Raw genomic sequence first — 24,443 nt, forward strand, 5'->3', positions numbered from 1 at the left:
GTTCCCCGAAAAGCAGGGGCCCGCCGGTCGCGCGACCGGCGGGCCCCTGCTTTTCGACGGACGCGATCGCCCGGACGATCAATATTGAATGGTGACGGTCACCGCGCGGCGATTCTGCGCCCAGGCTGCCTCGTCCGAGCCGAGCGCGGCGGGGCGTTCCTTGCCATAGCTGACGGTGGTGATGCGGCCCGGATCGATGCCGAGCGAGGCGAGATAGTTTTTCGCGGCGTTGGCGCGGCGTTCGCCCAGCGCGATATTATAGTCGCGGGTGCCGCGTTCGTCGGCATGCCCCTCGATCGTGACGCGGACCGACGGGTTCTGCTGCAGCCAGGCGGCCTGGCTTTGCAGCGTCGCCTGATCCTCCGCATCGACATCATATTGGTCGAGGCCGAAGAAGATGCGGTCGGAGGCGACCGAGGCGACGAAATCCTCCTGGCTGCCCTTGCGCGGGCCGTCGGGCGTCGTCGGGCCGGTCGGCATGGTGCTGCCGGCATCGGTGCCGCCGGGCGCGGGCGGCAGTTCCGCCGGCGGCTTCTTCGAACAGGCGGCAAGCGCGATGATGGCGCTCGCAGCCAGCAAGGTCCGGGACAATTTCATCACAAGGTCTCCTTGTTGCGCTGTCTGCCGCCTGGACGAGCCAAGCCGGCGACAGGGTCTGTAGATATCGTTACGCTGTCAAGACGATTGGGTCCCACGCCCGGTCAGGGCAGCAACGGGCCCCAGGCCGGATCCGATCCGCTGAGCGGCGTCGGGATGCGGCGTTCGTTGACGCCGGTCAGGTCCACCTGCCACACCTGGCTGGTGCCCTGGCGGCCGGGCGTGGTGCGGAAATATTGCAGCACGCGGCCATTGGGCGACCAGGTCGGCTGTTCGTCCTGCCAGCCATTGGTCAGGATCCGCTCATCGTCGCCATTGGGCGTCATCACCGCGATCTTGAAGTCGCCCGACATCTTGGTGAAGGCGATGAGGTCGCCGCGCGGGCTCCATTCGGGCGTCGCATAGCGGCCGCCGCCATGGCTGATGCGGCGCTGGTTCGACCCATCGGCGTTCATGACATAGAGCTGCTGCCCGCCCGAGCGGTCGCTTTCGAAGACGATGCGGCTGCCATCGGGCGAATAGCTGCCGCCGACGTCAATGCCGGGCGAATTGGTGAGCCGCACCGGCGAGCCGCCATTGGCCGAGACGCGGTAGATGTCGGTATTGCCCGCCGCCGCCATCGAGAAGAGGATGTTGCGCCCGTCGGGCGACCAGCGCGGCGCGAAGGTCGGGTTGTTGCTTTCGGTCACCAGCCGCTGCTGCCCCGTCCCGATGTCATAGACATAGAGGCGTACGCGCGCGCCCAGATAGCTGACATAGACGATCGACTTGTAATCGGGCGAGAAACGCGGGGTGAGCGCGATCGACTGGCCATTGGTGATGAAACGGTGGTTGGCGCCATCCGAATCCATGATGGCGAGCCGCTTGGTGCGGTTCCCCTTGGGACCGCTTTCGGCGATATAGGCGATGCGGCTGTCGAAGAAGGGGCTTTCGCCCGACAGGCGCGCATAGATGGCGTCGGCGCATTTGTGCGCGGCCCGGCGCCAGTCGCGCGGCGCGACGACGAAGCCCTGGCGCGTGAGTTCCTGTTTCAGCGCGACGTCGTAGAGATAGCAGCCCACCGTGATGTCGGCCTCGCCCCCGCTGGTGCGCACGAAGCCCTGCACCAGCGCCTGATAGGCGCCCCATTTTTCATATTGGGGGAAGGTGACTTCGGGGAAGGGAATGGCGGGCAGGCCGCCCGGGCCGGACGGATCGAACAGGCCGGACCCCTTGAGGTCCGAGGCGATCACTTCGGCCACCTTGCGGCCAAGGTCGCTGGCCGATCCGGCGGGCGTCGTCGCCTCCTGCTGCGCGGGCATGGGGGGCACCGCGATCTTCAAATTGCTGTCGATGTCGCCGGTCACGTCGACCGACAGCTGCGCCATGGCCGGCGCGGACAGCAGGGCGGCAAGCGCGACGGTCGCGAGCGACAGGGCGCGCAGGAAGGTGGTCTTCATCGGTTCAGCCTCGCGTCAAAGCGGAGTGGCCGGAGCCATTTCCATTGGTCGTGAAATTCAGGGGGCAAATTCCGGAAGGGCGCGGCGAGTTTTACCGCCTGGATCGCGCGCTCCGCATGCAGCTTGGCCTGCGGCCGGTTGCTGGCGGTCACCCCTTGCTGGTCGATGACCTGCGGCGTGCCCACCAGTGCGCCGCTCTTGTCGAGGCGCACCTCCAGCAGCGTCACCAGCCGGTCCGCGTCCGCGCCCGAAGGGGGCCGCCAATGGGGCTTGAGCTGGCGGCGAATTTCCGCGTCGAGCGCGGATTTCTGCGCCGGCCCCATCGTCGCGGCGGGCGCGGGCGCGGCCTTGCGCGGGGCGTCGGCGCTGGTGTCGATGCCCTTGAGGAAATCCTTGCCCAGCAGCGAGCCGCGGGGTTTGTCTGCCTTGCCGGACCCCGAAGCCTTGGCGGGCGCATCGTTCTGCTTCGCGCTTTTCGTCGACGATTTGGCGGGCGCGGCGGCGGCAGGCTTGGGCGTCGGTTTTTCCGGCTTGGACGGGGCCTTGGCTGCGGGTTTTTCCGCTGCCGGCTTGGACTTGGCAGGCGTCTTGGCGACGGCCTTCTTGGGCTGCGCGGGCTTTTCCTTCGGTTTGGCCGGGGCTTCCCTGGGGGCGGGGCGGGGCGGTGCGGGCGTGGGCTCGGGCGGCGCGGGAGTCGGTTCGGGGGCAGGCGCTGGCTCGGGCGCGGGGGCGGCGTCCTCGGTCGGGCCTTCGTCGGGCGCCACGCTGGGCGGGGGCGGCTCAGTCGAGACCTGCGGCGCCATGGACTTGAGCGCCACTTCGTCCACCAGGCTCACATCCATGGGCGGGCTGTTGAGCTTGAGCGGGTTGGGGGTCGAGAGAAAGTCGGCCGACAGCAAGCCGAACAGGAGGACGTGTCCCGCCGTCGCGACCCCAAGGCCGATCTTTTCCGCGCGCTCCATATGAACGACCTATGGCCCCTATTCTGAACCGTCGCTGTCCGAACCGGTGCTGACCAGTGCGACCTTGTTGAGGCCCGCACGGTTCAGCTCGCCCATGACCCGCATCACCCGGCCATAATCGAGCGCGGTGTCGGCGCGCAGGAAAATCTGCGGCGCGTCGGGCTTGCCGGCATTGGCGGCGAGGATTTCGGCCAAGCGGTCGGGCAGTTCGGCGTCGCTGACCTGCGCGTCGTCGATGAAAAGGCCGCCGTCGCGGTCGATCGACACCACGGTCGGCTTGGCGTCCTGATCCAGCCCCTTGGCGCGAGTTTCGGGCAGGTTCACCGGCACGCCGGTCACCAGCAGCGGCGCTGTCACCATGAAGATGATCAGCAGCACCAGCATGACGTCGACCAGCGGCGTCACATTGATGTCGGCCATCGGCGCGCGGGCGCGGCCGCGCCGGCCGGAGGGAGGGCCCGACATCGCCATCAGCGTGCGCCCTGCATGTCAGCTGCTGCCGGCATCAGCGTTGCGCCTCCAGTTCCCGGCTGAGCGTCGAATAGAAGCCGTCGGCGAAGCGCGACAGCGCCGCTTCCAGCCGATTGATGCCATGGCTGAACCGGTTGTAGGCGATGACCGCGGGAATGGCGGCGAACAGGCCGATGGCGGTCGCGAACAGGGCTTCGGCGATGCCCGGCGCGACGACGGCGAGCGAGCTGTTCTGCTCCGCCGCGATCGAGGTGAAGGCGCGCATGATGCCCCAGACCGTGCCGAACAGGCCGACGAAGGGCGCGACCGATCCGATCGTCGCCAGCATGTTGAGCCGATCCGACAGGCGGTCGACCTCGCCCGCGATGGTGCTGGACATGACGGTCGACAGGCGGTCGCGCGTGCCTTCGCGGTCGATCACCTTCTGCGCGGTCGAGCGGCGCCATTCGGTAACGCCCGCCGCCATCACCTTGGCCGCCGGAAAGCCGGCCTTGCCGCGCGCTTCGTAGAAGCGGTCGATATCCTCCGCCTTCCAGAAATCCGCTTCGAACTTGCGGCTTTCCCGGCTGGCCTTGCGCAGCGTGACGCTGAAGCCGATGATCATCGCCCAGGTCCAGATGCTGGCCAGCAACAGGCCGATCATCACCCCCTTCACGACGATGTCGGCCTGAAGGAACAGGGCGAGCGGGGAAATGGTCGCGGCGTCGGTGATCGCGCCGGCGGGCAGGTTGAGCGTCATGGGTGGATGTCTTCCCCTTGGCAAAGGCGAGTATAGATGTCGGTCCAGGTCCTGGGCTGGCGCTGCGGGCGGCCCTGCGGCGTCAGCCAGGCGACGGTGATGGTGGCGTCGGTCAGTTCTTCGTCGCCCCGCATGACTGACTGATGAATGGCGCAGCTGGCGGCGCGCACGTCGACGACGCGGCTGACCACCATCAGCTCATCGTCCAGCCGCGCGGGGCGGCGATAGCGGATCTGCAGGTCGGTTACGGCATAGACGCCGCTGCCCCCTTCATGTTCGCCGCGCTGGTCGATGCCCGCGATGCGCAGCATGTCGGACCTGGCCCGCTCCATGTAACGCAGATAGTTGGCATGGTAGACGACGCCCGACAGGTCGGTGTCCTCGAAATAGATGCGCAGCGGGAAATGATGCACGGCGGACAGGAAGCGTCCGGTTGCCGGCGCTGGCATCGGGTCGGGAGAGGACATGGCGGGCTTTTAACCATGGCGCGGGCGTCAGGCAAAGACGGAAAATGAGTCAGCGCGCTTCGCCCTGCGGCTGGTGCGTGGCCATTGATCGACGGGCCGATCCTGCGCCGCCGCCACTGGTCGGACGATGGTGGGAAAGCTAAGGGACGAGTAAGGACTCAATCGGGAGATGGCAGGCATGACGGATATTCGCACCACAGGCGTGATCGGCGCGGGACAGATGGGCATCGGCATCGCCCAGGTGGCGGCGCAGGCGGGCTATGATGTGATCCTTTCCGACATCGACCTGCCGCGCGCGGAAAAGGGCAAGGCGAACATCGCCAAGCTGCTGGCACGCGCGGTCGAGAAGGAAAAGATCAGTGAGGCCGACGCCGACGCCGCGCTGGCGCGGATCAGGCCGGTGGGCGAGATCGCGCCGCTGGCCGAGGCGCAGCTGGTGATCGAGGCCGCGACCGAGCGCGAGGAGGTAAAGCGCGCGATCTTCGGCAATGTCGGCGCGATCCTGGCGGCGGACGCGATCCTGGCGACCAACACATCCTCCATCCCGATCACGCGGCTGGCGCAGGCCGCGCCCGACGCCGGCCGGTTCGTGGGCGTCCATTTCTTCAATCCCGTGCCGGTCATGGTGCTGGTGGAGGTCATTCGCGGCTTGGCCACCACGCCCGAAACGGTGGCCGCGGTGGAGGCCTTTGCCGGGAAGATCGGCAAGACGGTGGTCCATGCGTTCGATGCGCCCGGCTTCGTCGTCAATCGCATCCTGCTGCCGATGCTGAACGAAGCGGTGTTCGTGCTGGGCGAGGGCGTGGGCAGCGTCACGGACATCGACCAGGGCTGCAAGCTGGGGCTCAACCATCCGATGGGGCCGCTGACGCTGCTGGATTTCGTCGGGCTGGATACCGCGCTGGAAATCCTCAACGTGTTCCTGACCACCACGGGCGATCCCAAATATCGTCCCGCGCCGCTGCTGGTGAAATATGCCGAGGCTGGCTGGTATGGCCGCAAGACGGGGCGCGGCTTTTACGATTATTCGGGGCCCGAGCCGGTGCCAACCCGCTGAGCTTCTCAGCGCGGGTAGTGCGCGTTCATATGAGCCAGGCTGCGGGCGATCAGCCTTTCCAGCACCGCCAGGTCGATCGCCGAGAGCCGCTTGATGTAGAGACAGCCCTTGCCCCGGCGGTGCGGACCGAGCGGGAAGAGGTCGGCGTCTTCGAGGCCCGGCAGGTAGAAGACCAGCTCCGCCTTGCGAGGCGAGAAGCCGATGCGGCACATGTCGCCCTCGCGCCCGCTGTCATGGCGATAATGATAGCGGCCAAAGCCGATGATGCTGGGCCCCCACATGGCCGGGGGCGTGCCCGACAGGCGGGCCATCAGCGCCGTGACGACGCGCCCGTCCGCCTGGCGCTCGGGCGGCTGCACCCGCGCGAGATACAGATCCACCGCCGCGTCGGTTTCGGCCGTCTTGTTCGCCACGCCCATGGCTTGCCTTTCCCATTGCCGCGTCCTACAGGCTAGCGCGTCATCTGGGGAGTAGCCAGCCGTTCCGTAAAGAACGGGCCATGCGTCAACATATTTGGCCGAGAGGTCATGGCGTATGGGAGGCGGCGCAAAGCCGCATCGGGCGAGACCAATGGCATCGGCGCGTTCCTGTCTGGCCGGGCGGAAGGCGGCGATGGCATTGTGTCCTTCATCCTTGCCCGGCCCCGGAACAGTCCCGATGGAAGCCCTGCTCACCTCCACAGCGCTGGTCGCGCTCGCCGAAATGGGCGACAAGACGCAACTGCTCGCCATGCTGCTCGCCACGCGCTTCAGAAAATCCGCGCCCATCATCCTGGGCATATTCGTGGCGACACTGGCCAATCATTTTCTGGCCGCGTCCCTCGGCCACGCCGTGGCCGGCGTGCTCGACCGACCCTGGTTCCGCTATGCCGTGGCCCTATCCTTCATCGCCATGGCGGCGTGGACGCTGGTCCCCGACCGGATCGACGAGGACGCGCCGCTGGCCGCACCGTCGCGCGCGGGAGTGTTCGCAACGACGCTCATCGCCTTCTTTCTGCTGGAGATGGGCGATAAGACGCAGGTCGCGACCGTGGCGCTGGGCGCGCGGTTCGGCGATCTGCTGGCGGTGACCGCGGGGACGACGCTGGGCATGATGATCGCCAATCTGCCCGCGGTGCTGTTCGGCGAAGCGCTGGCCCGGCGCGTGCCGATGCGGGCGTTGCAGATGGGCGCGGCCCTGCTGTTCCTGCTGCTGGGGCTGTGGATGATCGTCGATCTTCAGGGCTGGATAACCCGGCCTTGAAAGGCGCAAAAAAGGAACGCGCCGCGCGCGGGGCGGTTGTCAGCGCGCGGCGGCTGTTGCAAGGGGATCGGCGGAGTCATTCCCTTCAGCTTGAAAGACATGGGACGCGCGTGATGAAGGACAGTCTGGTTACGATCTTCGGCGGCGGCGGCTTTCTGGGCCGGCAGGTCGCACAGGCGCTGATGGCGCGGGGCGCGCGCGTGCGGATCGCGCAGCGGGACCTGGCCAGCGCGGTCAAGGTGAAGCCGCTGGGCGCGCTGGGCCAGACCCAGTTCGTGGCGGCCGACATCCGCAAGCCCGCGACGGTCGAGCGCGCCATCGTCGGCAGCGACATCGTCATCAATCTGGTGGGCATCCTGTCCGGCGATTTCGAGGCGTTTCATCATCAGGGCGCGGCCCATGTCGCGCAGGCCGCCGCGGCCGCCAACGTGCGCGCGCTGGTGCATGTGTCGGCGATCGGCGCGGACGCCGACAGCCCATCGGCCTATGGCCGGTCCAAGGCGGCGGGCGAGGCGGCGGTGCGCGCGGCCTTCCCCGGTGCGACCATCATTCGCCCGTCGATCATCTTCGGGCCCGAGGACCAGTTCCTCAACCGTTTCGCCGGGATCATCGGGGCCGCGCCGGTCATTCCGGTGATCGGCGGCGCGACCCGGTTTCAGCCCGTCTATGTCGGCGATGTCGCCGACGCGATCGTCAATGCGGCGGAGCAGCCGGACCTGCATGGCGGCAAGATCTATGAGGTCGCCGGCCCGCAGGTGATGACGATGAAGGAGATCAACACCTGGATCGCCAAGACGATCGGTCGCGACAAGCCGGTGGTCGACGTGCCGGGCGGCGTCGCGTCGCTGCTGGCGATGCTGCCGGGCGGGCCGATCACCCGCGACCAGCTGGCGATGCTGGGCCGCGACAATGTCGCCGCGCCCGGTGCGCTGGGGTTGGACGCGCTGGGCGTCGCGCCGACGCCGATGGGCGCGGTCGCCGACAAGTGGATGGTGCGCTATCGCAAGCATGGCCGCTTCGCCGGCCGCGTGCGCGCCTGACCATCCTGACCGATCCGGATCGGGACGGCGCATACGCCGTCCCGCCTTTTTCCGCTCCTCCCCGCAACCGGGGAGGATTTTTTGTGCGAGGCGAATAGGGCGCAGCCATGGACCTTCATTATCTGACCGTCATCCTGCTGGGCATCGTCGAGGGGCTGACCGAGTTCCTGCCCGTATCCTCGACCGGGCACCTGATCCTGGCGAGCGAACTGCTGGGCTATGACGCCGCGACCTGGGCGATGTTCAACGTCGTCATCCAGCTGGGCGCGATCCTAGCGGTGGTGGTGCTGTACTGGCGCACCTTCTGGGCGGTGGCGATGGGGCTGCTGCGGCGCGAAGCCGTGAGCTGGCGCTTCCTGCGCAACCTGGTCGTCGCCTTCATCCCCGCGGCGGTCATCGGCCTGGCGCTGCACGACTATATAGAGATGCTGCTGGGCGCGCCGCAGGTCGTCGCCTGGGCGCTGATCGCCGGTGGCATCGCCATCCTGCTGATCGAGCGCATGGTGAAGCAGAATCTGTTCCACGGCATCGCCGACATTCCGCTGGCGCGAGTGATCGGCATCGGCTTCATCCAGTGCCTGGCGATGGTGCCGGGGGTGAGCCGGTCTGGGGCAACCATCATGGGCGCGCTGACGCTGGGCGTCGAACGACGCACGGCCGCCGAATTCAGCTTCTTCCTCGCCATCCCGACGATGCTGGGCGCGACGACGCTGGAGCTGCTGAAGAAGGGCGACCGGATCACCAGCGCCGCGGTCGGATGGGACAGCATCGCACTGGGCTTTGCCGTGTCCTTCTTGGTCGCTTTGCTGGTCATTCGCTGGTTCGTCGGGCTGGTGTCGAAACATGGATTCGCGCCCTTTGCCTGGTACCGAATCGGCGCCGGGGTGGCGGCGTTGATCTGGCTGGCTATGCGATAGGGCCGAAACGGAACAGATTTCAGGCTGGCTGTTGCGAGCCTGTCGCAACAAGCACGGTGAAGCGCATTAAGTAGGTCAGCTATGCTGCCATAATCATCAGAATCCGCGTGACTCCGCGGATTATTCTGCTATCTGCCTGCCCGACACTGACGTTGGGGACGCATGATGGCCGACAATCCGATGCTGAAATTTGTGGGCTTGGGCCAAGCCTATCCGGACAAGCGAGCGGCCGACGACCGCGCGGATGATTTTCTGGAGATCAGCCGCAGCTTCATCCTCGACCGGGCCGAGGAGCAGGCGTCGCGCTGCTCGCAATGCGGCGTGCCCTATTGCTCGACGCATTGCCCGCTGCACAATCATATTCCCGACTGGCTGCGCCTGACTGCCGAGGGGCGGCTGCGCGAAGCCTATGAGCTGTCGAACCTGACCAGCACCATGCCCGAAATCTGCGGCCGCATCTGCCCGCAGGATCGGCTGTGCGAAGGCAATTGCGTCATCGAATTTTCCGGCCATGGCGCCGTCACCATCGGCAGCGTCGAAAAATTCATCACTGACACCGCCTGGAAGGAAGGCTGGGTCGAGCCGCTGGTGCCCGGCAGCCCCACCGGCCAGTCGGTCGGCGTGATCGGCGCGGGGCCGGCCGGCCTCACCACCGCTGAATATCTGCGCGCGGCGGGGCATGAGGTGCATGTCTATGACCGGCACGATCGCGCCGGGGGTCTGCTGACCTATGGCATCCCCGGCTTCAAGCTGGAAAAGGACGTCGTCATGCGCCGCATCCAGCGGTTGAAGGACGGCGGCATCGTCTTCCACGAAAGTTTCGAGGTCGGCCGCGACGCGACCATGGAGCAGCTGCGCGACAGGCACGACGCCATCCTGATCGCGACCGGCGTCTACAAGCCGCGCGACATCCGCGCGCCGGGCGTGGGTGCGGCGGGCGTGGTGAAGGCGCTCGACTATCTCACCGCCTCCAACAAGGCGGGCTTTGGCGATGACGTGCCCGAGCATGCGGATGGATCGCTGCTGGCGACGGGCAAGAATGTCGTCGTCATCGGCGGCGGCGACACGGCGATGGATTGCGTGCGCACGGCCATCCGCCAGGGCGCGAAGTCGGTGAAGTGCCTCTATCGCCGCGACCGCGACAATATGCCCGGATCGCAGCGTGAGGTCGCCAATGCCGAGGAGGAAGGCGTCGAGTTCGTGTGGCTGACCGCGCCGATCGCGTTCGAGGGCACGGATCATGTCACCGGCGTCAAGGTGACGAAGATGCGCCTGGGCCAGCCCGACGCATCGGGCCGCCGCGCGCCCGAGCCGGACCCGGGTAGCGAGTACAGCCTGGAGGCGGACCTGGTGATCAAGGCGCTGGGCTATGACCCGGAGGAGCTGCCCAAGCTGTTCGGCGCGGACGACCTGTCCGTCACGCGCTGGGGCACGCTGCGCGTCGATCACAAGACGATGATGACCAGCCTGGACGGCGTCTTCGCCGCCGGCGACATCGTGCGCGGCGCAAGCCTTGTCGTCTGGGCGATCCGGGACGGGCGCGACGTGACCGAACATATGCACCGCTATTTGAAGGCGAAAGCCAGGGCGGCGTCGGGCGATCGCGTCGCTGCTTGATATGATCTTTCCCTCCGAACGGATTTATGAGGAAGCGCCGATGAGCGACACCAATTTCACCGCCAGCCCGCAAGAGCGCGCACGGATCGCTGCCGAGGGCATGTACCATCCCGAAATGGAGGGCGACGCTTGCGGCGTGGGCCTGGTCGCGGCGACCGATGGCAAGCCGTCGCGCCGGGTCGTGGCGAGCGCGATCGACGCGCTGAAGGCCGTGTGGCACCGCGGCGCGGTCGATGCGGACGGCAAGACCGGCGATGGCGCGGGCATCCATGTCGACCTGCCGGTGCGCTTCTTCGACGACGCGATCGCCGATGGCGGGCACAAGCCGCTGCCCAACCGCCTGGCGGTCGGCATGATCTTCCTGCCGCGCACGGACCTGTCCGCCCAGGAAACCTGCCGCACGATCGTCGAAAGCGAGATCATCGAGGCGGGCTACACCATCTATGGCTGGCGCCAGGTGCCCGTGGACGTGTCGGTCATCGGCGAGAAGGCGCAGCGCACCCGGCCCGAAATCGAGCAGATCATGATCGCGGGCCCCATGCCCGAGGAACGCGACACCGCCGAGTTCGAAAAGGAGCTCTACCTCATCCGCCGCCGGATCGAGCGCAAGGTCATCGCGGCGCAGATCCAGGATTTCTACGTCTGCTCCCTGTCCTGCCGCTCGATCATCTACAAGGGGCTGTTCCTGGCCGAATCGCTGTCGGTCTTTTACCCCGACCTGCAGGATGAGCGGTTCGAGAGCCGCGTCGCCATCTTCCACCAGCGCTATTCGACCAACACCTTCCCGCAATGGTGGCTGGCCCAGCCGTTCCGCACGCTCGCCCATAATGGCGAGATCAACACGATCCGCGGCAACCAGAACTGGATGAAGAGCCACGAGATCAAGATGGCGAGCCTGGCCTTTGGCGAGCAGTCGGAGGACATCAAGCCGGTGATCCCGGCCGGCGCATCCGACACCGCTGCGCTGGATGCGGTGTTCGAGGCGATCTGCCGGTCGGGCCGCGACGCGCCCACCGCCAAGCTGATGCTGGTGCCCGAGGCGTGGCAGGCGGACAATGCCGAACTGCCCAAGGCGCATGCCGACATGTATGAATATCTGGCGTCCGTGATGGAGCCGTGGGACGGACCCGCCGCGCTCGCCATGACCGACGGCCGCTGGGTCGTGGCCGGCGTCGACCGCAATGCGCTGCGCCCGCTGCGCTACACGCTGACCGGCGACAATCTGCTGATCGTGGGATCGGAAACCGGCATGGTCGTCGTGCCCGAAACCACCATCGTCAAGAAGGGCCGCATGGGCCCGGGCCAGATGATCGCGGTGGACCTGGCCGAAGGCGAAATCTACGAGGATCGCGCGATCAAGGACCAGATTGCGGGCGAACGCCCCTATGGCGAGCTGATCAAGGACTTCCTGACGGTCGATGACCTGGGCGATGCGCCCAGCGCGCTGCCCGCCTGGGACAAGGCGGAACTGACGCGCCGGCAGGTCGCCGCCAACCTGACGCTGGAGGATATGGAGCTGATCCTCAGCCCCATGGTCGAGGATGCGAAGGAAGCGATCGGATCGATGGGCGACGACACGCCGCTCGCCGTCATTTCCGACAAGCCGCGCACGATCAGCCATTTCTTCCGCCAGAATTTCAGCCAGGTCACCAACCCGCCGATCGACAGCCTGCGCGAACGGCATGTGATGAGCCTGAAGACCCGCTTCGCCAACCTGCACAACATCCTGGAGGAAGGCGCGCAGAACAGCCATGTGCTGGTGCTGGAATCCCCGGTGGTGACGAGCGGCGAATGGGCGCGGCTGAAGGCCTATTTCGGCGCGGCGGTGGCGGAGATCGACTGCACCTTCCCGGCCGAAGGCGGGCAGGAGCAGCTGCGCGCGGCGATCGCACGCATTCGTCAGGAAGCCGAGCAGGCGGTGCGCGAGGGACGGACCGAAATCTTCCTGACCGACGAGCATGTCAATGCCGAGCGCGTCGCCATCCAGGGCGTGCTGGCGGCGGCGGCGGTGCACACGCATCTGGTGCGCAAGGGGCTGCGCAGCTACGCGTCGATCAACATCCGCTGCTCCGAAGCGCTCGACACCCATTATTATGCGGTGCTGATCGGCGTCGGCGCGACCACGGTGAACGCCTATCTGGCCGAAGCGAGCATTGCCGATCGCCATGCGCGCGGCCTGTTCGGCGACCTGAGCTTCGACCAGTGCGTCGAGCGGTATCGCAAGGCGATCAACGAAGGGCTGCTGAAGATCATGTCCAAGATGGGCATCGCGGTCATCAGCTCCTATCGCGGCGGCTATAATTTCGAAGCAGTCGGCCTGTCGCGCGCGCTGGTCAACGACCTGTTCCCCGGCATGCCCGCGAAGATTTCGGGCGAAGGCTATCAGTCGCTGCATTATAGCGCGATGCTGCGGCATCAGGCGGCCTATGACGCGGCGGTCGTGCGCCTGCCGGTCGGCGGCTTCTATCGCCAGCGCAATGGCGGCGAGAGCCATGCCTATTCCGCGCAGCTGATGCACCTGCTGCAGACCGCGGTCGCGACCGACAGCTATTCGACCTATCTGCAATTTTCGCGTGGGGTGCGCGACTTGCCGGCGGTCTATCTGCGCGACCTGATGGAGTTCAACTTCGCGCGCGAGGCGGTGCCGATCGACGAGGTGGAGGCTACCACCGAGATCCGCAAGCGCTTCGTCACGCCGGGCATGTCGCTGGGCGCGCTCAGCCCCGAAGCGCATGAAACGCTGGCGATCGCGATGAACCGCATCGGCGCCAAGGCGGTGTCGGGCGAAGGCGGCGAGGATGCCGCGCGCTTCAAGCCCTATGAAAATGGCGACAACGCCAATTCGGTGATCAAGCAGATCGCGTCGGGCCGCTTTGGCGTCCATGCCGAATATCTGGGCAGCGCCGAGGAGATCGAGATCAAGGTCGCGCAGGGCGCCAAGCCCGGCGAGGGCGGCCAGCTGCCCGGCTTCAAGGTGACCGAGTTCATCGCCCGCCTGCGCCATTCGACGCCCGGCGTGACGCTGATTTCGCCCCCGCCGCACCATGATATCTATTCGATCGAGGATCTGGCGCAGCTCATCTACGACTGCAAGATGATCAACCCGCGCGCGCGGGTCTGCGTCAAGCTGGTGAGCCAGGCCGGCATTGGCACGGTCGCCGCCGGCGTCGCCAAGGCGCATGCCGACGTCATCCTGGTCGCCGGCCATGTCGGCGGCACTGGGGCGAGCCCGCAAACGTCGATCAAATATGCCGGCACGCCCTGGGAAATGGGCCTGTCGGAAGCCAATCAGGTGCTGACGCTCAACGGTCTGCGCCATCGCGTCAAGCTGCGCACCGATGGCGGGCTCAAGACCGGGCGCGACATCGTCATCGCCGCGATCCTGGGCGCGGAGGAATATGGCATCGGCACGCTGAGCCTGGTCGCGATGGGCTGCATCATGGTGCGTCAGTGCCACAGCAACACCTGCCCGGTGGGCGTGTGCGTGCAGGATGAGAAGCTGCGTCAGAAATTCACCGGCACGCCGGAAAAGGTCATCAACCTCATGACCTTCATCGCCGAAGAAGTGCGCGAGATATTGGCGCGCCTGGGCTTCCGCAGCCTGGACGAGGTGATCGGCCGCACCGAGCTGCTGAAGCAGGTCAATCGCGGCGCCGAGCATCTGGACGATCTCGACCTCAACCCGATCTTGGCCAAGGTCGACGCGCCTGACGAACAGCGACGCTTCTCGCTGGACGCCTGGCGCAACGAAGTGCCCGACAGCCTGGACGCGCAGATGATGAAGGATGCGCGCGCCGTGTTCGAGCGGGGCGAGAAGATGCAGCTGACCTATACGGTGCGCAACACGCACCGCGCGGTCGGCACGCGCCTGTCGGCGAAGATCACCGAAAAGTTCGGCATGTCCGCTCTGGCGGACGGACACCTGACCGTGCGGCTGCGCGGGTCGGCGGGTCAGTCGCTGGGCGCGTTCCTGTGCAAGGGGATCACGCTGGAGGTGTTCGGCGACGCCAATGACTATGTCGGCAAGGGGCTGTCTGGGGGCATCATCAAGGTGCGCACGACCGTGTCATCGCCACTGTCCTCGAAGGACAACACCATATTGGGCAACACCGTCCTCTACGGCGCGACCAGCGGCAAGCTGTTCGCGGCGGGCCAGGCGGGCGAGCGCTTCGCGGTTCGCAATTCGGGCGCGCAGGTGGTGGTCGAAGGCTGCGGCGCCAATGGCTGCGAATATATGACCGGCGGCACCGCCGTGATCCTGGGCAAGACCGGCGCCAATTTCGGCGCTGGCATGACCGGCGGCATGGCCTTCATCCTGGACGAGGATGGCAGCTTCCCGACGCGCGCCAATCCCGAAAGCATCCTGTGGCAGCGGCTGGAAAGCGCATATTGGGAAGCGCAGCTGAAGGCGCTGATCGCCGAACATGCGGTGGCGACGGACAGCAAATGGTCGAACACCATCCTGGACGACTGGGATCGCTGGCGCCGTTATGTCTGGCAGGTCTGCCCCAAGGAAATGGTGAGCCGCCTGGCGCATCCGCTGAGCGACGCGCCGGCGCAGACGGTCGCCGCCGAATAAGCAGCGGCGGCCTCGGCGCCTCAATAGGCGCCGGTCGTCGCTGCCCCCGGCGCCGTCGCCCGGGCAGCGGGGCTGGCGGCCGGCTCCGTCAGCGCGACGCGCATGGCGGGGCCGGATGCTTGCGCGGGTGCCTGAACGCTATCCTGCACGGGCGCCTGGGGTCGCGCGGCGGGCGAGGGCGCGTCGGCGAAGCGCACGACATTGGGCGGCAACTGGTGAATGACCGGGATCGGAGCTTCAACCGGCGCGGCAGCATATCCCGTCCCGCCATCGGCCGCCGCCAAATAATCCTGGACGACAGGGTCGCTGCTGCCGCCATCGACCATGCCATAATCATCATAACCCGCCATCGCGGCGGAATAGCGCCGGTCGGCCAGCGTCGGGCCGCAGCCGATGCAATGGATGCTGCGGGGGCCGGGATCGGCGGCATCCGCGACGGGCGCTTCGAAGTCGGTGTAGAGCGAAGGTTCGGCGTCGCGCTCCAGCGGCGAACGCTGGGGGCTGACGGCATAGCTTCCCAGCGTCAGGCCCATTGCCGTCGCGGCGGCCACGGTCGTGCCCGACAGCATCCAAAGTCGCATCTTGTCCACTCCTCCCGCCCGCTCGGGCGGTTCACCCATAGCCCCTCCCGACAAACCCAACGCAGATGCAGATCACTTGTTGCATGACCCAAAAGCCTTTGCTAAGGGCCGCCTCCTACCAAGGCACCGGCCCCGCCGGTTTCCCTGTTGATGTGCGGTCGTGGCGGAATTGGTAGACGCGCAACGTTGAGGTCGTTGTGGCCGAAAGGCCGTGGAAGTTCGAGTCTTCTCGACCGCACCATCTTTTCTTCAGCAGCAGCAATCGGCAGAAGGCACCCGCTCCGCGCCCTGGGGCCTGAGCCTATTCCAGCGCCCGGATCGCGCGTTCGTCGCAGCGCCGGGGCACCGACGGCACCGGGCTGACGGTCGGCACCGCCAGCGTCTGACCGATGCGCAGCGGGGCGAAGCGCCGGGCGTCGATCCCGGCGCAGCGCAGCGCCAGTCGCAGCATGCGGGGCGGCGTGTTCCAGCCTTCATAGGACAGGCGGAATGTGCCCCAATGGATGGGGATCGCGCTCGACGCGCCCAGCCGCCTGAACACCTCCGCCGCCTGCAGAGGGCCGATATGCGCGTCCGATTGCATCTGCCCCTTCCAGAAGCGGAAGGCGCCGATCGGGATCAGCGCCAGGCGGATCGGCCCGAAACGGCGCGCCTGCACTGGCCAGCCCATGTCGCCAGCGCCGGTGTCGCCGGCGAAGAAGATATTGCCCGCGCGGGTTTCGATGACGAAGCTCGACCAGAGCGCACGGTTGCGGTCGCTGCCCCAGCGGCTGCCCCAATGATGGTTGCGGGTCACATGGACGCGATAATCAGGGCAATGTTCGTAATTGCCGCACTGGATCACCGCTTGCGGCGCGAGACCGTTGAGCGCCGCGCCGCTGACCGACTGGCCCCAGTCGAGCGCGGTCGCGGGGATGCCATTATCCTTGAGGATCGCGTCATTGCCCAGGCTGGTGACGATCCTGGGCCGGTCGCGCGCCCAGAGCCGCTTCAGCGTCGGCAGGTCCATATGATCATAGTGATTGTGGCTGATGACGATCAGGTCGATTTTGGGCAGATCGTCGAAGCGGATGCCGGGTTGCGCCACGCGCTTGGGGCCCAGCGGCGGAAAGGGGCTGGCATAGTCGGACCAGATCGGATCGGTCAGGATGTTGAGCCCTGCTGCCTGAACCAGCACGGTCGCATGGCCGACCCAGGTGGCGCTCATGCCGCGCGGGGCGGCGAAGGGCGCGGGACGCGCCGGCTTGACCGCGACCGCTTCCGGCCAGGCGGGCCGGTCGTCGTCGCCCAGCAGATAGCGGGCGATGAAACCCGATCGGCTGGCGCCCGGCGGGGCGGGCGTGTCGATGTCGCCGTCGGGATTGAAGAAGCGCGCGCCGTCATAATGGCGGCTGACCGGCCCATCATAATAGATGCGGTCGAGGAAGGGCGGCAGGATCGTGATCGCCAGGCACAAGGCGATCAGCAGGAACAGCAGCGCGACCCCCGCGCCCCGGATGATGCTGACAAGCCGACCCATGGATGCTCCCGCGCTGATGACAGCTGCGTGCATAGCGCAGCGAGCGGAGGGGACAAGGGTTGGAATCCCGGCCCGGCGCGCTACATGTTTTGCGATCTGTTCTCAATTAGGAGTCCCGCTTCATGGCCGACACGCGCACCGAAACCGACAGCATCGGAGCCATCGAGGTGCCCGCCAGCGCCTATTGGGGCGCGCAGACGCAGCGGAGCATCGAGAATTTCCCCTTTGGCGCGACCGAGCGGATGCCGATCGGCATCGTCCACGCCCAGGCGATCGTGAAGCAGGCGGCGGCGCGGGTGAACGCGAAGCACGGACTGGATTCCAAGATTGTCGAGGGCATCGAGCAGGCGGCGCAGCGCATCGTGTCGGGCGCGCTGGACGACCAGTTCCCGCTCGTCATCTGGCAGACCGGCAGCGGCACCCAGACCAACATGAACGTCAATGAAGTGATCGCCGGCTATGCCAATGAACAGCTTGCCGGCACCCGCGGCGGCAAGAGCCCCGTCCATCCCAATGATCATGTGAATATGAGCCAGTCGTCCAACGACAGCTTTCCGACCGCGCTGCATGTCGCGACGGTGCTGGCGACGCGCGACCGGCTGATCCCGGCGCTGGAGACGCTAACCGCCGCGCTCACGGCCAAGGCGAAGGGGTGGAGCCATATCGTCAAGATCGGCCGCACCCATACGCAGGATGCGACGCCGCTGACGCTGGGCCAGGAATTTTCAGGCTATGCCGCGCAGCTGATCAGCAGCAAGGCGCGGATCGAGGGCGCGCTCAACGGCAGTATTCGCAAGCTGGCGATCGGCGGCACGGCGGTCGGCACCGGGCTCAATGCGCCCGAGGGTTGGGCCGAGGATATGGTCGCGGCGATCAGCGACATCGCCGGCACGTCGTTCGAAAGCGCGCCCAACAAGTTCGAGCAGCTCGCCGCCAAGGATGGGCTGGTCTTCTATTCCGGCGCGCTGAACAGCCTGGCGGTGGCGCTGACCAAGATCGCCAACGACATTCGCTTTCTCGGCTCGGGGCCGCGATCGGGCCTGGGCGAGCTGGACCTGCCGGCCAATGAACCGGGCAGTTCGATCATGCCGGGCAAGGTCAACCCGACCCAGTGCGAATCGCTGACCATGGTGGCGGCGCAGGTGATCGGCAATCATCAGGCGGTAACCGTCGGCGGGATGCAGGGGCATTTCGAACTCAATGTCTTCATGCCGCTGATTGGCGCCAATGTGCTGCGCTCGATCCATCTGCTGAGCGTCGGTATGGAAAGCTTCGCCGCGCGCTGCGTCGAGGGGCTGCAGGCCAATGAAGCCCGCATCGCCGACCTCGTCGACCGGTCGCTGATGCTGGTGACGGCGCTGGCGCCCGAAATCGGCTATGACAATGCGGCCGCCATCGCCAAACATGCCCATAAGCAGGGACAGACGCTGCGCGAGGCGGGGCTGGAGCTGGGGCTGGTCGATGGGCCGACATTCGACCGGCTGGTGCGCCCCGAAAATATGGTGTGAGCGTGGCGGAACCAGTCGCCGCGCGATACATTGACCGGATATGAAGAGGAAATCCGCGCCCCCCGCCCTTGTCACCGTCCGCCCGCCGCAAAAGCGGGGGATTTTGCGTAAGGCCGCGCGGGTCGGGGCGACCCTCGTTGCGGCGCGGGTCGCGGCCGACACCGGCAAGAAGGGCGTCATCGGCCTGCTGGCCGGCGCCGGGGCCAAACGGCTGATCCTGCGCTATCCCACCGGCGCGCTGTTCGTCACCGGCGCCTATATGGCAGGCAAGCTCTATGAGGCGAAGCGCGCGGCGGATCGCAAGAAGGCGCAGAAGCTGCTGCCCGACAAGAGCGGTGAACCCATTCCTATCGAAAGCGCGCGCAAGACCAGCAACGCCTGACCGACGGCGTCAGAGCGCCGCTTGCCAATCGCGGACGGCTTCGATCGGCCAGCTCAGCATCAGGATGTTAAGCGTCAGATTGTCGCGGATCACCCACAAGGCCAGCAGCTCCAGCGCGATCGCCACGATGATGGTAGCCCAGAGCGGCGCGCGCCAAGCGAACAGGAAGCCCGCCGCCATCATGGCGATGTCGCTCATCGAATTGACTATCGAGTCGCCAGAATAGCCAAGCGCGATCGTGGCCTTGCGATAGCGGTCGATGATCACGGGCGAGTTTTCGACCACTTCCTGTGTCGCCTCCAGCGCGACCGCCAGCGCCAGCCGCATGCCGATGGGCTGGCGGCGCAGCAGCCAGTGCGCGAGGGCGTAGAAGAGGAAGCCGTGGATCACATGGCTGAGGCTGTACCAGTCCGCGATATGCTGGCTGTTGCCGCTGTCGAGCGCGCCGTGCCAGAGTTCGACCCGCCCGCAGGTGCAGATGGGGGGGCGGTCCATCAGGAAGAGCAGGGCGCAGGCCGCCGCCGCGATCAGCGCCGCCAGCAGCAGGCCGCGCCGGTTCCGTCCCTTGCGCGTTCGTGCCAATCGCCTGTCCCCCACCCTTGCAAAAATGCGTCATTGAGGCCACTAGCGGCCATGGCCGACAGCATCCTCACAGATATTCCCGATTTCAAGCGCCGCGGCGTGCTTTTCGTCCTGTCCTCGCCATCGGGCGCAGGCAAATCGACGATCGCGCGCAAGTTGCTGGCGGCCGAACCGGACCTGTCCATGTCGGTGTCGGCCACGACCCGGCCGATGCGCCCGGGTGAGGTCGAGGGCAAGGATTATCATTTCGTCGACCTGGAAGAATTCCGGCGGATGGCGAACGAGCATGAATTTCTGGAATGGGCGCATGTCTTTGGCCAGCGCTACGGCACGCCGCGCGCGCCGGTGGAGGCGATGCTCAAGTCCGGCAAGGACGTGCTGTTCGACATCGACTGGCAGGGCGCGCAGCAGCTGCACCAGATCGCCGGGGGCGATGTGGTGCGCGTCTTCATCCTGCCGCCCTCGATGGAGGAGCTGGAGCGCCGCCTGCGCGGACGGGCGACCGACAGCAACGACGTGATCGAAGGCCGGATGGCGCGCGCGGCGGGTGAGATCGCGCACTGGGACGGCTATGACTATGTGCTGTGCAATGTCGACGCCGACGATTGTTTCCGCCGGGTCCAAACCATTCTGCATGCCGAACGCATGAAACGCAGCCGCCAGACCGGCCTCATCGGCTTCATCCGCAAGCTCAGCCGCTATCATCAGGACGATTGAGCGGGCCCGGCGGTCGCGCTAGCCTTCGAACCCCGCCGGATCGGCCCAGTCGGGGTGGGTCCAGGCCATCACCTTGAACAAGGCGCCCATCGCGTCCGCATCGGTCAGCCGGTGGGCGGCTGCCTGCACCTCCTGCGCGCGGTCAGGCGCGGTCGCGGCGAGCTGCGCCGCGCGCGCGTCGATGCCCAGCTGGCGCAGGAAATCGCCCTGGCCGACGGGTCCGTGGACGCGCAGCCCGGCTTGACGCGCCATATTGCCCAATGTCGTGAAATCGACATGCGTGGTGAGATCGACTTCCCCGGGATCCGCGAAGGGATCGGCGAACTGGTGCGCCTTCACCGCCTGGAGCGTGTCGCCGAGCGCCGGACCTTCATAGCCATAGTCGATGAGGATCGCAGCCCCCCCCTGACGGGCGATGCGCTGCGCCAGGGCATAGGCGATCTCCGCCCCAGCGATTGGCGATTCGAGGATGGCGCCATCGGGCGCGGCCGCGGCGATCGGCGGCAGGCCGGATTCGATGCGGCGATACCCCGCCACCGGGATGAAGCGGCCCGGCTCCTCCCGCGCCAGCAGCACCCGCTCGCGCCATTCGTCGCCGACGCGGATATATTGACGCACCGGCAGGGCATCGAAAAACTCGTTGGCGACGACCAGCAGCGGCCCCTGTTCGGGCAGGCTGGCGATCATGTCATGGTGGATGACGGTGGGCAGCAATGCCTGCTGCCGGCCGCGCAGGGCGGGGCTGGTCTCGACGAAGTGGACCGGCGGCGCGAAGGCCACGCGCGCCATCGCCCGCAGCGCGTCGGACGCCAGCGTGCCGCGCCCGGGGCCAAGCTCCACATAGGCGGCCTGTCCGCGCCGGCCCGATCGCATCCAGATGTCGGCGATCGCGAGGCCGATCAGCTCGCCGAACATCTGGCTGATTTCCGGCGCGGTGGTGAAATCCCCCTCCGCCCCCAGCGGATCGCGCGTGCCGTAATAATGCTGGTTCGCCTCGGCCATGTAGTGCGCGACCGAGATCGGCCCGCCCGAGGCGATCTGCCGCGCCAGCCTTTCGGCCAGCGGCAGCGGATCAGGCGACACTGGCGCCGCCGGCGACCGGCTCGACGCGCAGGCGCCGCCCCCTGGCCGTCGCGATGAGATAGAGGCCCCCGAGGATCATCGGGATGCAGAGCCACTGGCCCATGTGCAGGCCGGTGCGCGCGGCGAACTCCATTAGCTGCGCGTCGGCTTCGCGCACATATTCGATGCCGAAGCGGAAGCAGCCATAGCCGAGCAGGAACAGGCCAACCAGCATGCCCGGCTGGTAGCGCGCCTTGGTCTTCCAGAAGGCGAAGGCGAGGATCAGGAACAGGACGATGCCTTCCAGCCCGGCTTCGTAGAGCTGGCTGGGGTGGCGCGGCACGTCGCCGCCGGTGGGAAAGACGATCGCCCAGGGCACGTCGCTCGCCTTGCCCCACAATTCGCCGTTCACGAAATTGGCGAGGCGGCCGAAGAACAGGCCGAAGGGCACGACGCAGGCGACATAGTCATGGATGCGCAGCCAGCTCAATTTTTCCTTCCACGCCATGTACAGGATGCCCAGCGACACGCCGACCGCGCCGCCATGGAAGGACATGCCGCCATTCCACAGCTTGAGGATGTCGAGCGGATTTGCCAGGATCTCGGGCTGGTAGAAGATCACATAGGCCAGCCGCCCGCCGATGATGATGCCCAGCGTCGCATAGAAGATCATGTCGTCGGCATGGCGGCGCGCCATCGGCGATCCGGGCTGCGCGACCAGCTTGAGCAGATACCAGTAGCCGATCAGGATGCCGGCCAGATAGGCGAGGCTGTACCATTTCAACTGGAAGAAGCCGAGGTCGAGCGCGACGGGATCGAGCCCCAGATCGTTGAAATGGATGGCGGTCGAAGCGGCCGCGGCAAGGTCCAGGATCAAATCGGCTTCCCTCATGTTGGACAGGCCTGACCCCATAGAGCAAGGGCCGCGCCAGACCAAGGGGCTGAAAAGGGGGCGGGCGCTTTGTCCGCCCGCCCCCTTGATCGTCACGGCTGCGGCAGGCCGAGCGCCTGGACGATGTCATCCCAGGCGACGAGCTTGAAATTCTGCGCCGCCGCCGCATTATGGCCGTCCTGCGCGATGAACAGGCCGCCGGGAAAAGCAGGGCCGAAATCGCCGAGCATCAGTTCGATGCCGTCGGTTTCCTCCGACCCGCCAACCGCGCCATCCACGACGCGGAAGCGGCCGACATAGGCGTCGTCGCGCAGGCGGTAGAGGACATAGGCATTGTCGCCCTGGCTGGAGACGAGGACATAGCCGTCCTTCTCCCCGATCGGCGCAATCGCCACGCCTTCGGCATCCATGACCAGGTTCTTGCCGTCCGCCGCAGCGATCTTCGTCAGCGTTGTGGCGCCGCTCGCGCGCGCGTCGAAGCGCCACAGGCCGACATCCTCTTCCGCGACATAGAGGATATGGGTGCGGTCATCGACGGCGCAGCCTTCCGCCTGGGTGCCAAGCTTCATGGTGCGTACGATGCGGCCGGCAGGCGTGGCGCCGGACGTGTCGATCGCGACCTGGTTGATGGTCCCGTCCTTCAGAACGATATAGGCGGACAGGCCGCTTTCGTCCCGGCCAAGGCAGATGCCATAGGCTTCGCCCCGGCCGCCGTCGACCTTGCCGATGGCCGTCAGCTTCGCGGTCGCGGTGTCGAGGCGGAACAGCGCGATCTTGGCATTGGCGACGTCATTGCGGTCCGACGCGGCGACCAGCACGCCCTGCGCGCCGTTGATGGCCACGCCATCCTTCAGGTCGACATTGTTGACGCGGCCGGCATCCAGAAAATCGCGGCTCTTGCCGTCGAGGCCATAGACATAAAGACCCGCCTTCTTGTCCGTGCCCACGATCAGGCTCTGCGCGGGATCGGCGGCATTGCGCCAGATCGCCGGATCGTCGGCGGCGTCCGCATTGGGCGTGCCCACCGGCGTGGTCTCGCCGCGCGCCGTGACCGAGACCGCGGGCGTCGCATGGGCGATGCGGACTTCGACGGGAATTTCCTGCTCGGTCGCCGTGCAAGCCGCGAGTGTCATCAAAGTGAAACAGGAAATCATCGAAGTGTAATATTTATTTCGCGATGCGGTCATGAACAACTCCTAGCGGCGCGGGACGAGGGGCTAGATACAAGACCGGCCCCGTTCGTCAATTTCTCATCATGACTAGGTTTCGTGGACAAAGGGGAGCCAGAGCGATGCTGAGGCGAGGCTGACGAAGCCGAGGTAGGAGCTTTTGCTCTTGTCGTACCGGGTAGCGACGCGGCGCCAGTTCTTGAGCTTGTTGAACAGACGCTCGATCTGATTGCGCAGCCGATATTTCCGGCGATCATGGAGGGCTGGTGTGCGCCGGCCCTTCTTCGCCGGGATCACGGCCTGAGTGCCCGCGATGGCGATCTCGGCGCGGATGGCGTCGGCGTCGTAACCGCGATCAGCGAGCAGGGCATGGACCCGGTCAGCGATCATGCGGAACAGCGGGCCAAAGCCCTGCACATCATGCGCCTGTCCCGGCGTCATCACGAAGCCGAGCGGACGGCCTTTCGCATCGCATCGGGCATGGAGCTTGGTGGTGAAGCCGCCGCGCGATCGGCCAAGCGCCTCGGTTTGCTGAGTCCCCTTTTTATGCCGACCGCACAATGGTGCGCCCGGACGATTATGCTGTCGATCATGTCGGCGGTGCGATCCCCACCGGCCATCCCGGCCAAGGTCTCCAGCATCGCGTCGAACACCCCGGTCTCCACCCAGCGCCGGTAGCGCCGGAAGACGCTGTTCCACTTCCCATATTCATCGGGCAGGTGACGCCATTGCGATCCGGTCCGCGCGATCCACATCATCCCTTCAAAAAATAGGGTCGATTATCGCCCGCAGGGCGGCAGCCGCATCCTCGCTCTGATGGCAAAAGCGGTCCGATCAGTGCCCATTCTTCATCCGAAACACCGATCCGTTCGCCCAAGTCTGCCTCCCAAAACCAGCCTTGAAT

The 24,443-nt window shown here is 66.5% G+C and carries 23 protein-coding genes, 1 tRNA gene, 1 pseudogene and 1 riboswitch; of the genes and pseudogenes, 10 read left to right on the forward strand and 15 right to left on the reverse strand.

Features of this window, described 5'->3' with window-relative positions; all coding sequences use genetic code 11:
- Nucleotides 1-78: 78 nt before the first annotated feature.
- The 6 genes from pal to ACGGKE_RS12450 form a co-directional block, all read right to left on the reverse strand.
- Entirely contained in the window at nucleotides 79-597 is a 519-nt protein-coding gene (pal, locus tag ACGGKE_RS12425) for a peptidoglycan-associated lipoprotein Pal (protein ID WP_394438322.1), read from the reverse strand.
- Nucleotides 598-701: 104 nt separating this feature from the next.
- Entirely contained in the window at nucleotides 702-2,036 is a 1,335-nt protein-coding gene (gene tolB, locus ACGGKE_RS12430; protein WP_394438324.1) for a Tol-Pal system beta propeller repeat protein TolB, read from the reverse strand.
- Entirely contained in the window at nucleotides 2,033-2,998 is a 966-nt protein-coding gene (locus tag ACGGKE_RS12435; RefSeq protein ID WP_394438326.1) for a cell envelope biogenesis protein TolA, read from the reverse strand. Before ACGGKE_RS12435 ends, tolB begins: the two co-directional genes overlap by 4 nt.
- Before the next feature lie 18 nt (nucleotides 2,999-3,016).
- A complete protein-coding gene (gene tolR, locus ACGGKE_RS12440; RefSeq protein WP_394438328.1) occupies nucleotides 3,017-3,469 on the reverse strand; it encodes a protein TolR in 453 nt (150 codons plus the stop codon).
- A 34-nt stretch (nucleotides 3,470-3,503) separates the two neighbouring features.
- Nucleotides 3,504-4,208 (reverse strand): protein TolQ, encoded by a 705-nt coding sequence (tolQ, locus tag ACGGKE_RS12445; protein WP_228167538.1) that lies wholly within the window; start codon nucleotides 4,206-4,208, stop codon nucleotides 3,504-3,506.
- Nucleotides 4,205-4,675, reverse strand: coding sequence for a YbgC/FadM family acyl-CoA thioesterase (locus ACGGKE_RS12450; RefSeq protein ID WP_394438331.1), 471 nt, complete (start codon nucleotides 4,673-4,675; stop codon nucleotides 4,205-4,207). Before ACGGKE_RS12450 ends, tolQ begins: the two co-directional genes overlap by 4 nt.
- A gap of 178 nt (nucleotides 4,676-4,853) precedes the next feature.
- Between ACGGKE_RS12450 and ACGGKE_RS12455 the strand changes: the two genes are divergently transcribed.
- Nucleotides 4,854-5,732 (forward strand): 3-hydroxyacyl-CoA dehydrogenase NAD-binding domain-containing protein, encoded by an 879-nt coding sequence (locus ACGGKE_RS12455; RefSeq protein WP_394441975.1) that lies wholly within the window; start codon nucleotides 4,854-4,856, stop codon nucleotides 5,730-5,732.
- 5 nt (nucleotides 5,733-5,737) lie between these two features.
- Here the strand turns inward: ACGGKE_RS12455 and ACGGKE_RS12460 are convergent, their stop codons facing one another.
- Nucleotides 5,738-6,151 carry a DUF1801 domain-containing protein gene (locus tag ACGGKE_RS12460; RefSeq protein WP_394438333.1) on the reverse strand — a complete coding sequence of 138 codons (414 nt, stop codon included), beginning with the start codon at nucleotides 6,149-6,151 and terminating at the stop codon, nucleotides 5,738-5,740.
- A gap of 33 nt (nucleotides 6,152-6,184) precedes the next feature.
- Nucleotides 6,185-6,290: riboswitch (yybP-ykoY riboswitch) on the forward strand.
- Between the two features lie 99 nt (nucleotides 6,291-6,389).
- On the opposite strand from ACGGKE_RS12460, the gene ACGGKE_RS12465 reads away from it, so the two are divergent.
- The 5 genes from ACGGKE_RS12465 to gltB all read left to right on the forward strand — a co-directional run bounded on the left by ACGGKE_RS12465 (nucleotide 6,390) and on the right by gltB (nucleotide 15,127).
- Entirely contained in the window at nucleotides 6,390-6,974 is a 585-nt protein-coding gene (locus ACGGKE_RS12465) for a TMEM165/GDT1 family protein (protein ID WP_394438335.1), read from the forward strand.
- A 113-nt stretch (nucleotides 6,975-7,087) separates the two neighbouring features.
- Complete coding sequence (locus ACGGKE_RS12470) at nucleotides 7,088-8,014, forward strand: complex I NDUFA9 subunit family protein (RefSeq protein ID WP_394438337.1); 927 nt, start codon at nucleotides 7,088-7,090, stop codon at nucleotides 8,012-8,014.
- A 107-nt stretch (nucleotides 8,015-8,121) separates the two neighbouring features.
- Nucleotides 8,122-8,931, forward strand: a complete 810-nt coding sequence (locus ACGGKE_RS12475) for an undecaprenyl-diphosphate phosphatase (protein ID WP_394438339.1) — start codon at nucleotides 8,122-8,124, stop codon at nucleotides 8,929-8,931.
- Between the two features lie 165 nt (nucleotides 8,932-9,096).
- Complete coding sequence (locus ACGGKE_RS12480; protein WP_394441978.1) at nucleotides 9,097-10,548, forward strand: NAD(P)-dependent oxidoreductase; 1,452 nt, start codon at nucleotides 9,097-9,099, stop codon at nucleotides 10,546-10,548.
- Between the two features lie 40 nt (nucleotides 10,549-10,588).
- On the forward strand, nucleotides 10,589-15,127 hold the full coding sequence (gene gltB / locus ACGGKE_RS12485) for a glutamate synthase large subunit (RefSeq protein ID WP_394438341.1): 4,539 nt from the start codon (nucleotides 10,589-10,591) through the stop codon (nucleotides 15,125-15,127).
- Between the two features lie 20 nt (nucleotides 15,128-15,147).
- Here the strand turns inward: gltB and ACGGKE_RS12490 are convergent, their stop codons facing one another.
- Nucleotides 15,148-15,708 carry a hypothetical protein gene (locus tag ACGGKE_RS12490; protein WP_394438343.1) on the reverse strand — a complete coding sequence of 187 codons (561 nt, stop codon included), beginning with the start codon at nucleotides 15,706-15,708 and terminating at the stop codon, nucleotides 15,148-15,150.
- A 154-nt stretch (nucleotides 15,709-15,862) separates the two neighbouring features.
- On the opposite strand from ACGGKE_RS12490, the gene ACGGKE_RS12495 reads away from it, so the two are divergent.
- Nucleotides 15,863-15,949, forward strand: a tRNA-Leu gene (locus tag ACGGKE_RS12495).
- Between the two features lie 60 nt (nucleotides 15,950-16,009).
- Here the strand turns inward: ACGGKE_RS12495 and ACGGKE_RS12500 are convergent.
- The gene (locus tag ACGGKE_RS12500) at nucleotides 16,010-17,227 is read right to left on the reverse strand and encodes an MBL fold metallo-hydrolase (protein WP_394438345.1); all 1,218 of its coding nucleotides are present in this window, start codon (nucleotides 17,225-17,227) and stop codon (nucleotides 16,010-16,012) included.
- Between the two features lie 122 nt (nucleotides 17,228-17,349).
- Here ACGGKE_RS12500 and fumC point away from each other — a divergent pair, with 122 nt between their 5' ends.
- Together fumC and ACGGKE_RS12510 are read left to right on the forward strand one after the other, a co-directional pair.
- Nucleotides 17,350-18,735 (forward strand): class II fumarate hydratase, encoded by a 1,386-nt coding sequence (gene fumC, locus ACGGKE_RS12505; protein ID WP_394438348.1) that lies wholly within the window; start codon nucleotides 17,350-17,352, stop codon nucleotides 18,733-18,735.
- A 40-nt stretch (nucleotides 18,736-18,775) separates the two neighbouring features.
- Nucleotides 18,776-19,117 (forward strand): hypothetical protein, encoded by a 342-nt coding sequence (locus ACGGKE_RS12510; protein WP_394438351.1) that lies wholly within the window; start codon nucleotides 18,776-18,778, stop codon nucleotides 19,115-19,117.
- 9 nt (nucleotides 19,118-19,126) lie between these two features.
- On the opposite strand, the gene ACGGKE_RS12515 is transcribed toward ACGGKE_RS12510, so the two are convergent.
- The gene (locus ACGGKE_RS12515) at nucleotides 19,127-19,699 is read right to left on the reverse strand and encodes a DUF2585 domain-containing protein (protein WP_394438353.1); all 573 of its coding nucleotides are present in this window, start codon (nucleotides 19,697-19,699) and stop codon (nucleotides 19,127-19,129) included.
- Between the two features lie 51 nt (nucleotides 19,700-19,750).
- Between ACGGKE_RS12515 and gmk the strand changes: the two genes are divergently transcribed.
- Nucleotides 19,751-20,416 carry a guanylate kinase gene (gene gmk / locus ACGGKE_RS12520; RefSeq protein WP_394438356.1) on the forward strand — a complete coding sequence of 222 codons (666 nt, stop codon included), beginning with the start codon at nucleotides 19,751-19,753 and terminating at the stop codon, nucleotides 20,414-20,416.
- Nucleotides 20,417-20,434: 18 nt separating this feature from the next.
- Here the strand turns inward: gmk and ACGGKE_RS12525 are convergent, their stop codons facing one another.
- From ACGGKE_RS12525 to ACGGKE_RS12545, 5 genes and pseudogenes are all read right to left on the reverse strand, one after another.
- A complete protein-coding gene (locus ACGGKE_RS12525; protein WP_394438358.1) occupies nucleotides 20,435-21,499 on the reverse strand; it encodes a class I SAM-dependent methyltransferase in 1,065 nt (354 codons plus the stop codon).
- Entirely contained in the window at nucleotides 21,489-22,370 is an 882-nt protein-coding gene (gene lgt / locus ACGGKE_RS12530) for a prolipoprotein diacylglyceryl transferase (protein ID WP_394438360.1), read from the reverse strand. Before lgt ends, ACGGKE_RS12525 begins: the two co-directional genes overlap by 11 nt.
- A gap of 92 nt (nucleotides 22,371-22,462) precedes the next feature.
- Nucleotides 22,463-23,557 (reverse strand): phytase, encoded by a 1,095-nt coding sequence (locus ACGGKE_RS12535; RefSeq protein ID WP_394438362.1) that lies wholly within the window; start codon nucleotides 23,555-23,557, stop codon nucleotides 22,463-22,465.
- Between the two features lie 72 nt (nucleotides 23,558-23,629).
- Nucleotides 23,630-24,238, reverse strand: coding sequence for an IS5 family transposase (locus ACGGKE_RS12540; protein ID WP_394438364.1), 609 nt, complete (start codon nucleotides 24,236-24,238; stop codon nucleotides 23,630-23,632).
- Nucleotides 24,238-24,297: pseudogene (locus ACGGKE_RS12545) on the reverse strand (hypothetical protein); the annotation flags it as partial. The gene ACGGKE_RS12540 and the pseudogene ACGGKE_RS12545, both read right to left, overlap by 1 nt.
- Nucleotides 24,298-24,443: the final 146 nt, after the last annotated feature.

This window comes from Sphingobium naphthae, assembly GCF_043589935.1.
GTDB lineage: Bacteria > Pseudomonadota > Alphaproteobacteria > Sphingomonadales > Sphingomonadaceae > Sphingobium > Sphingobium naphthae_A.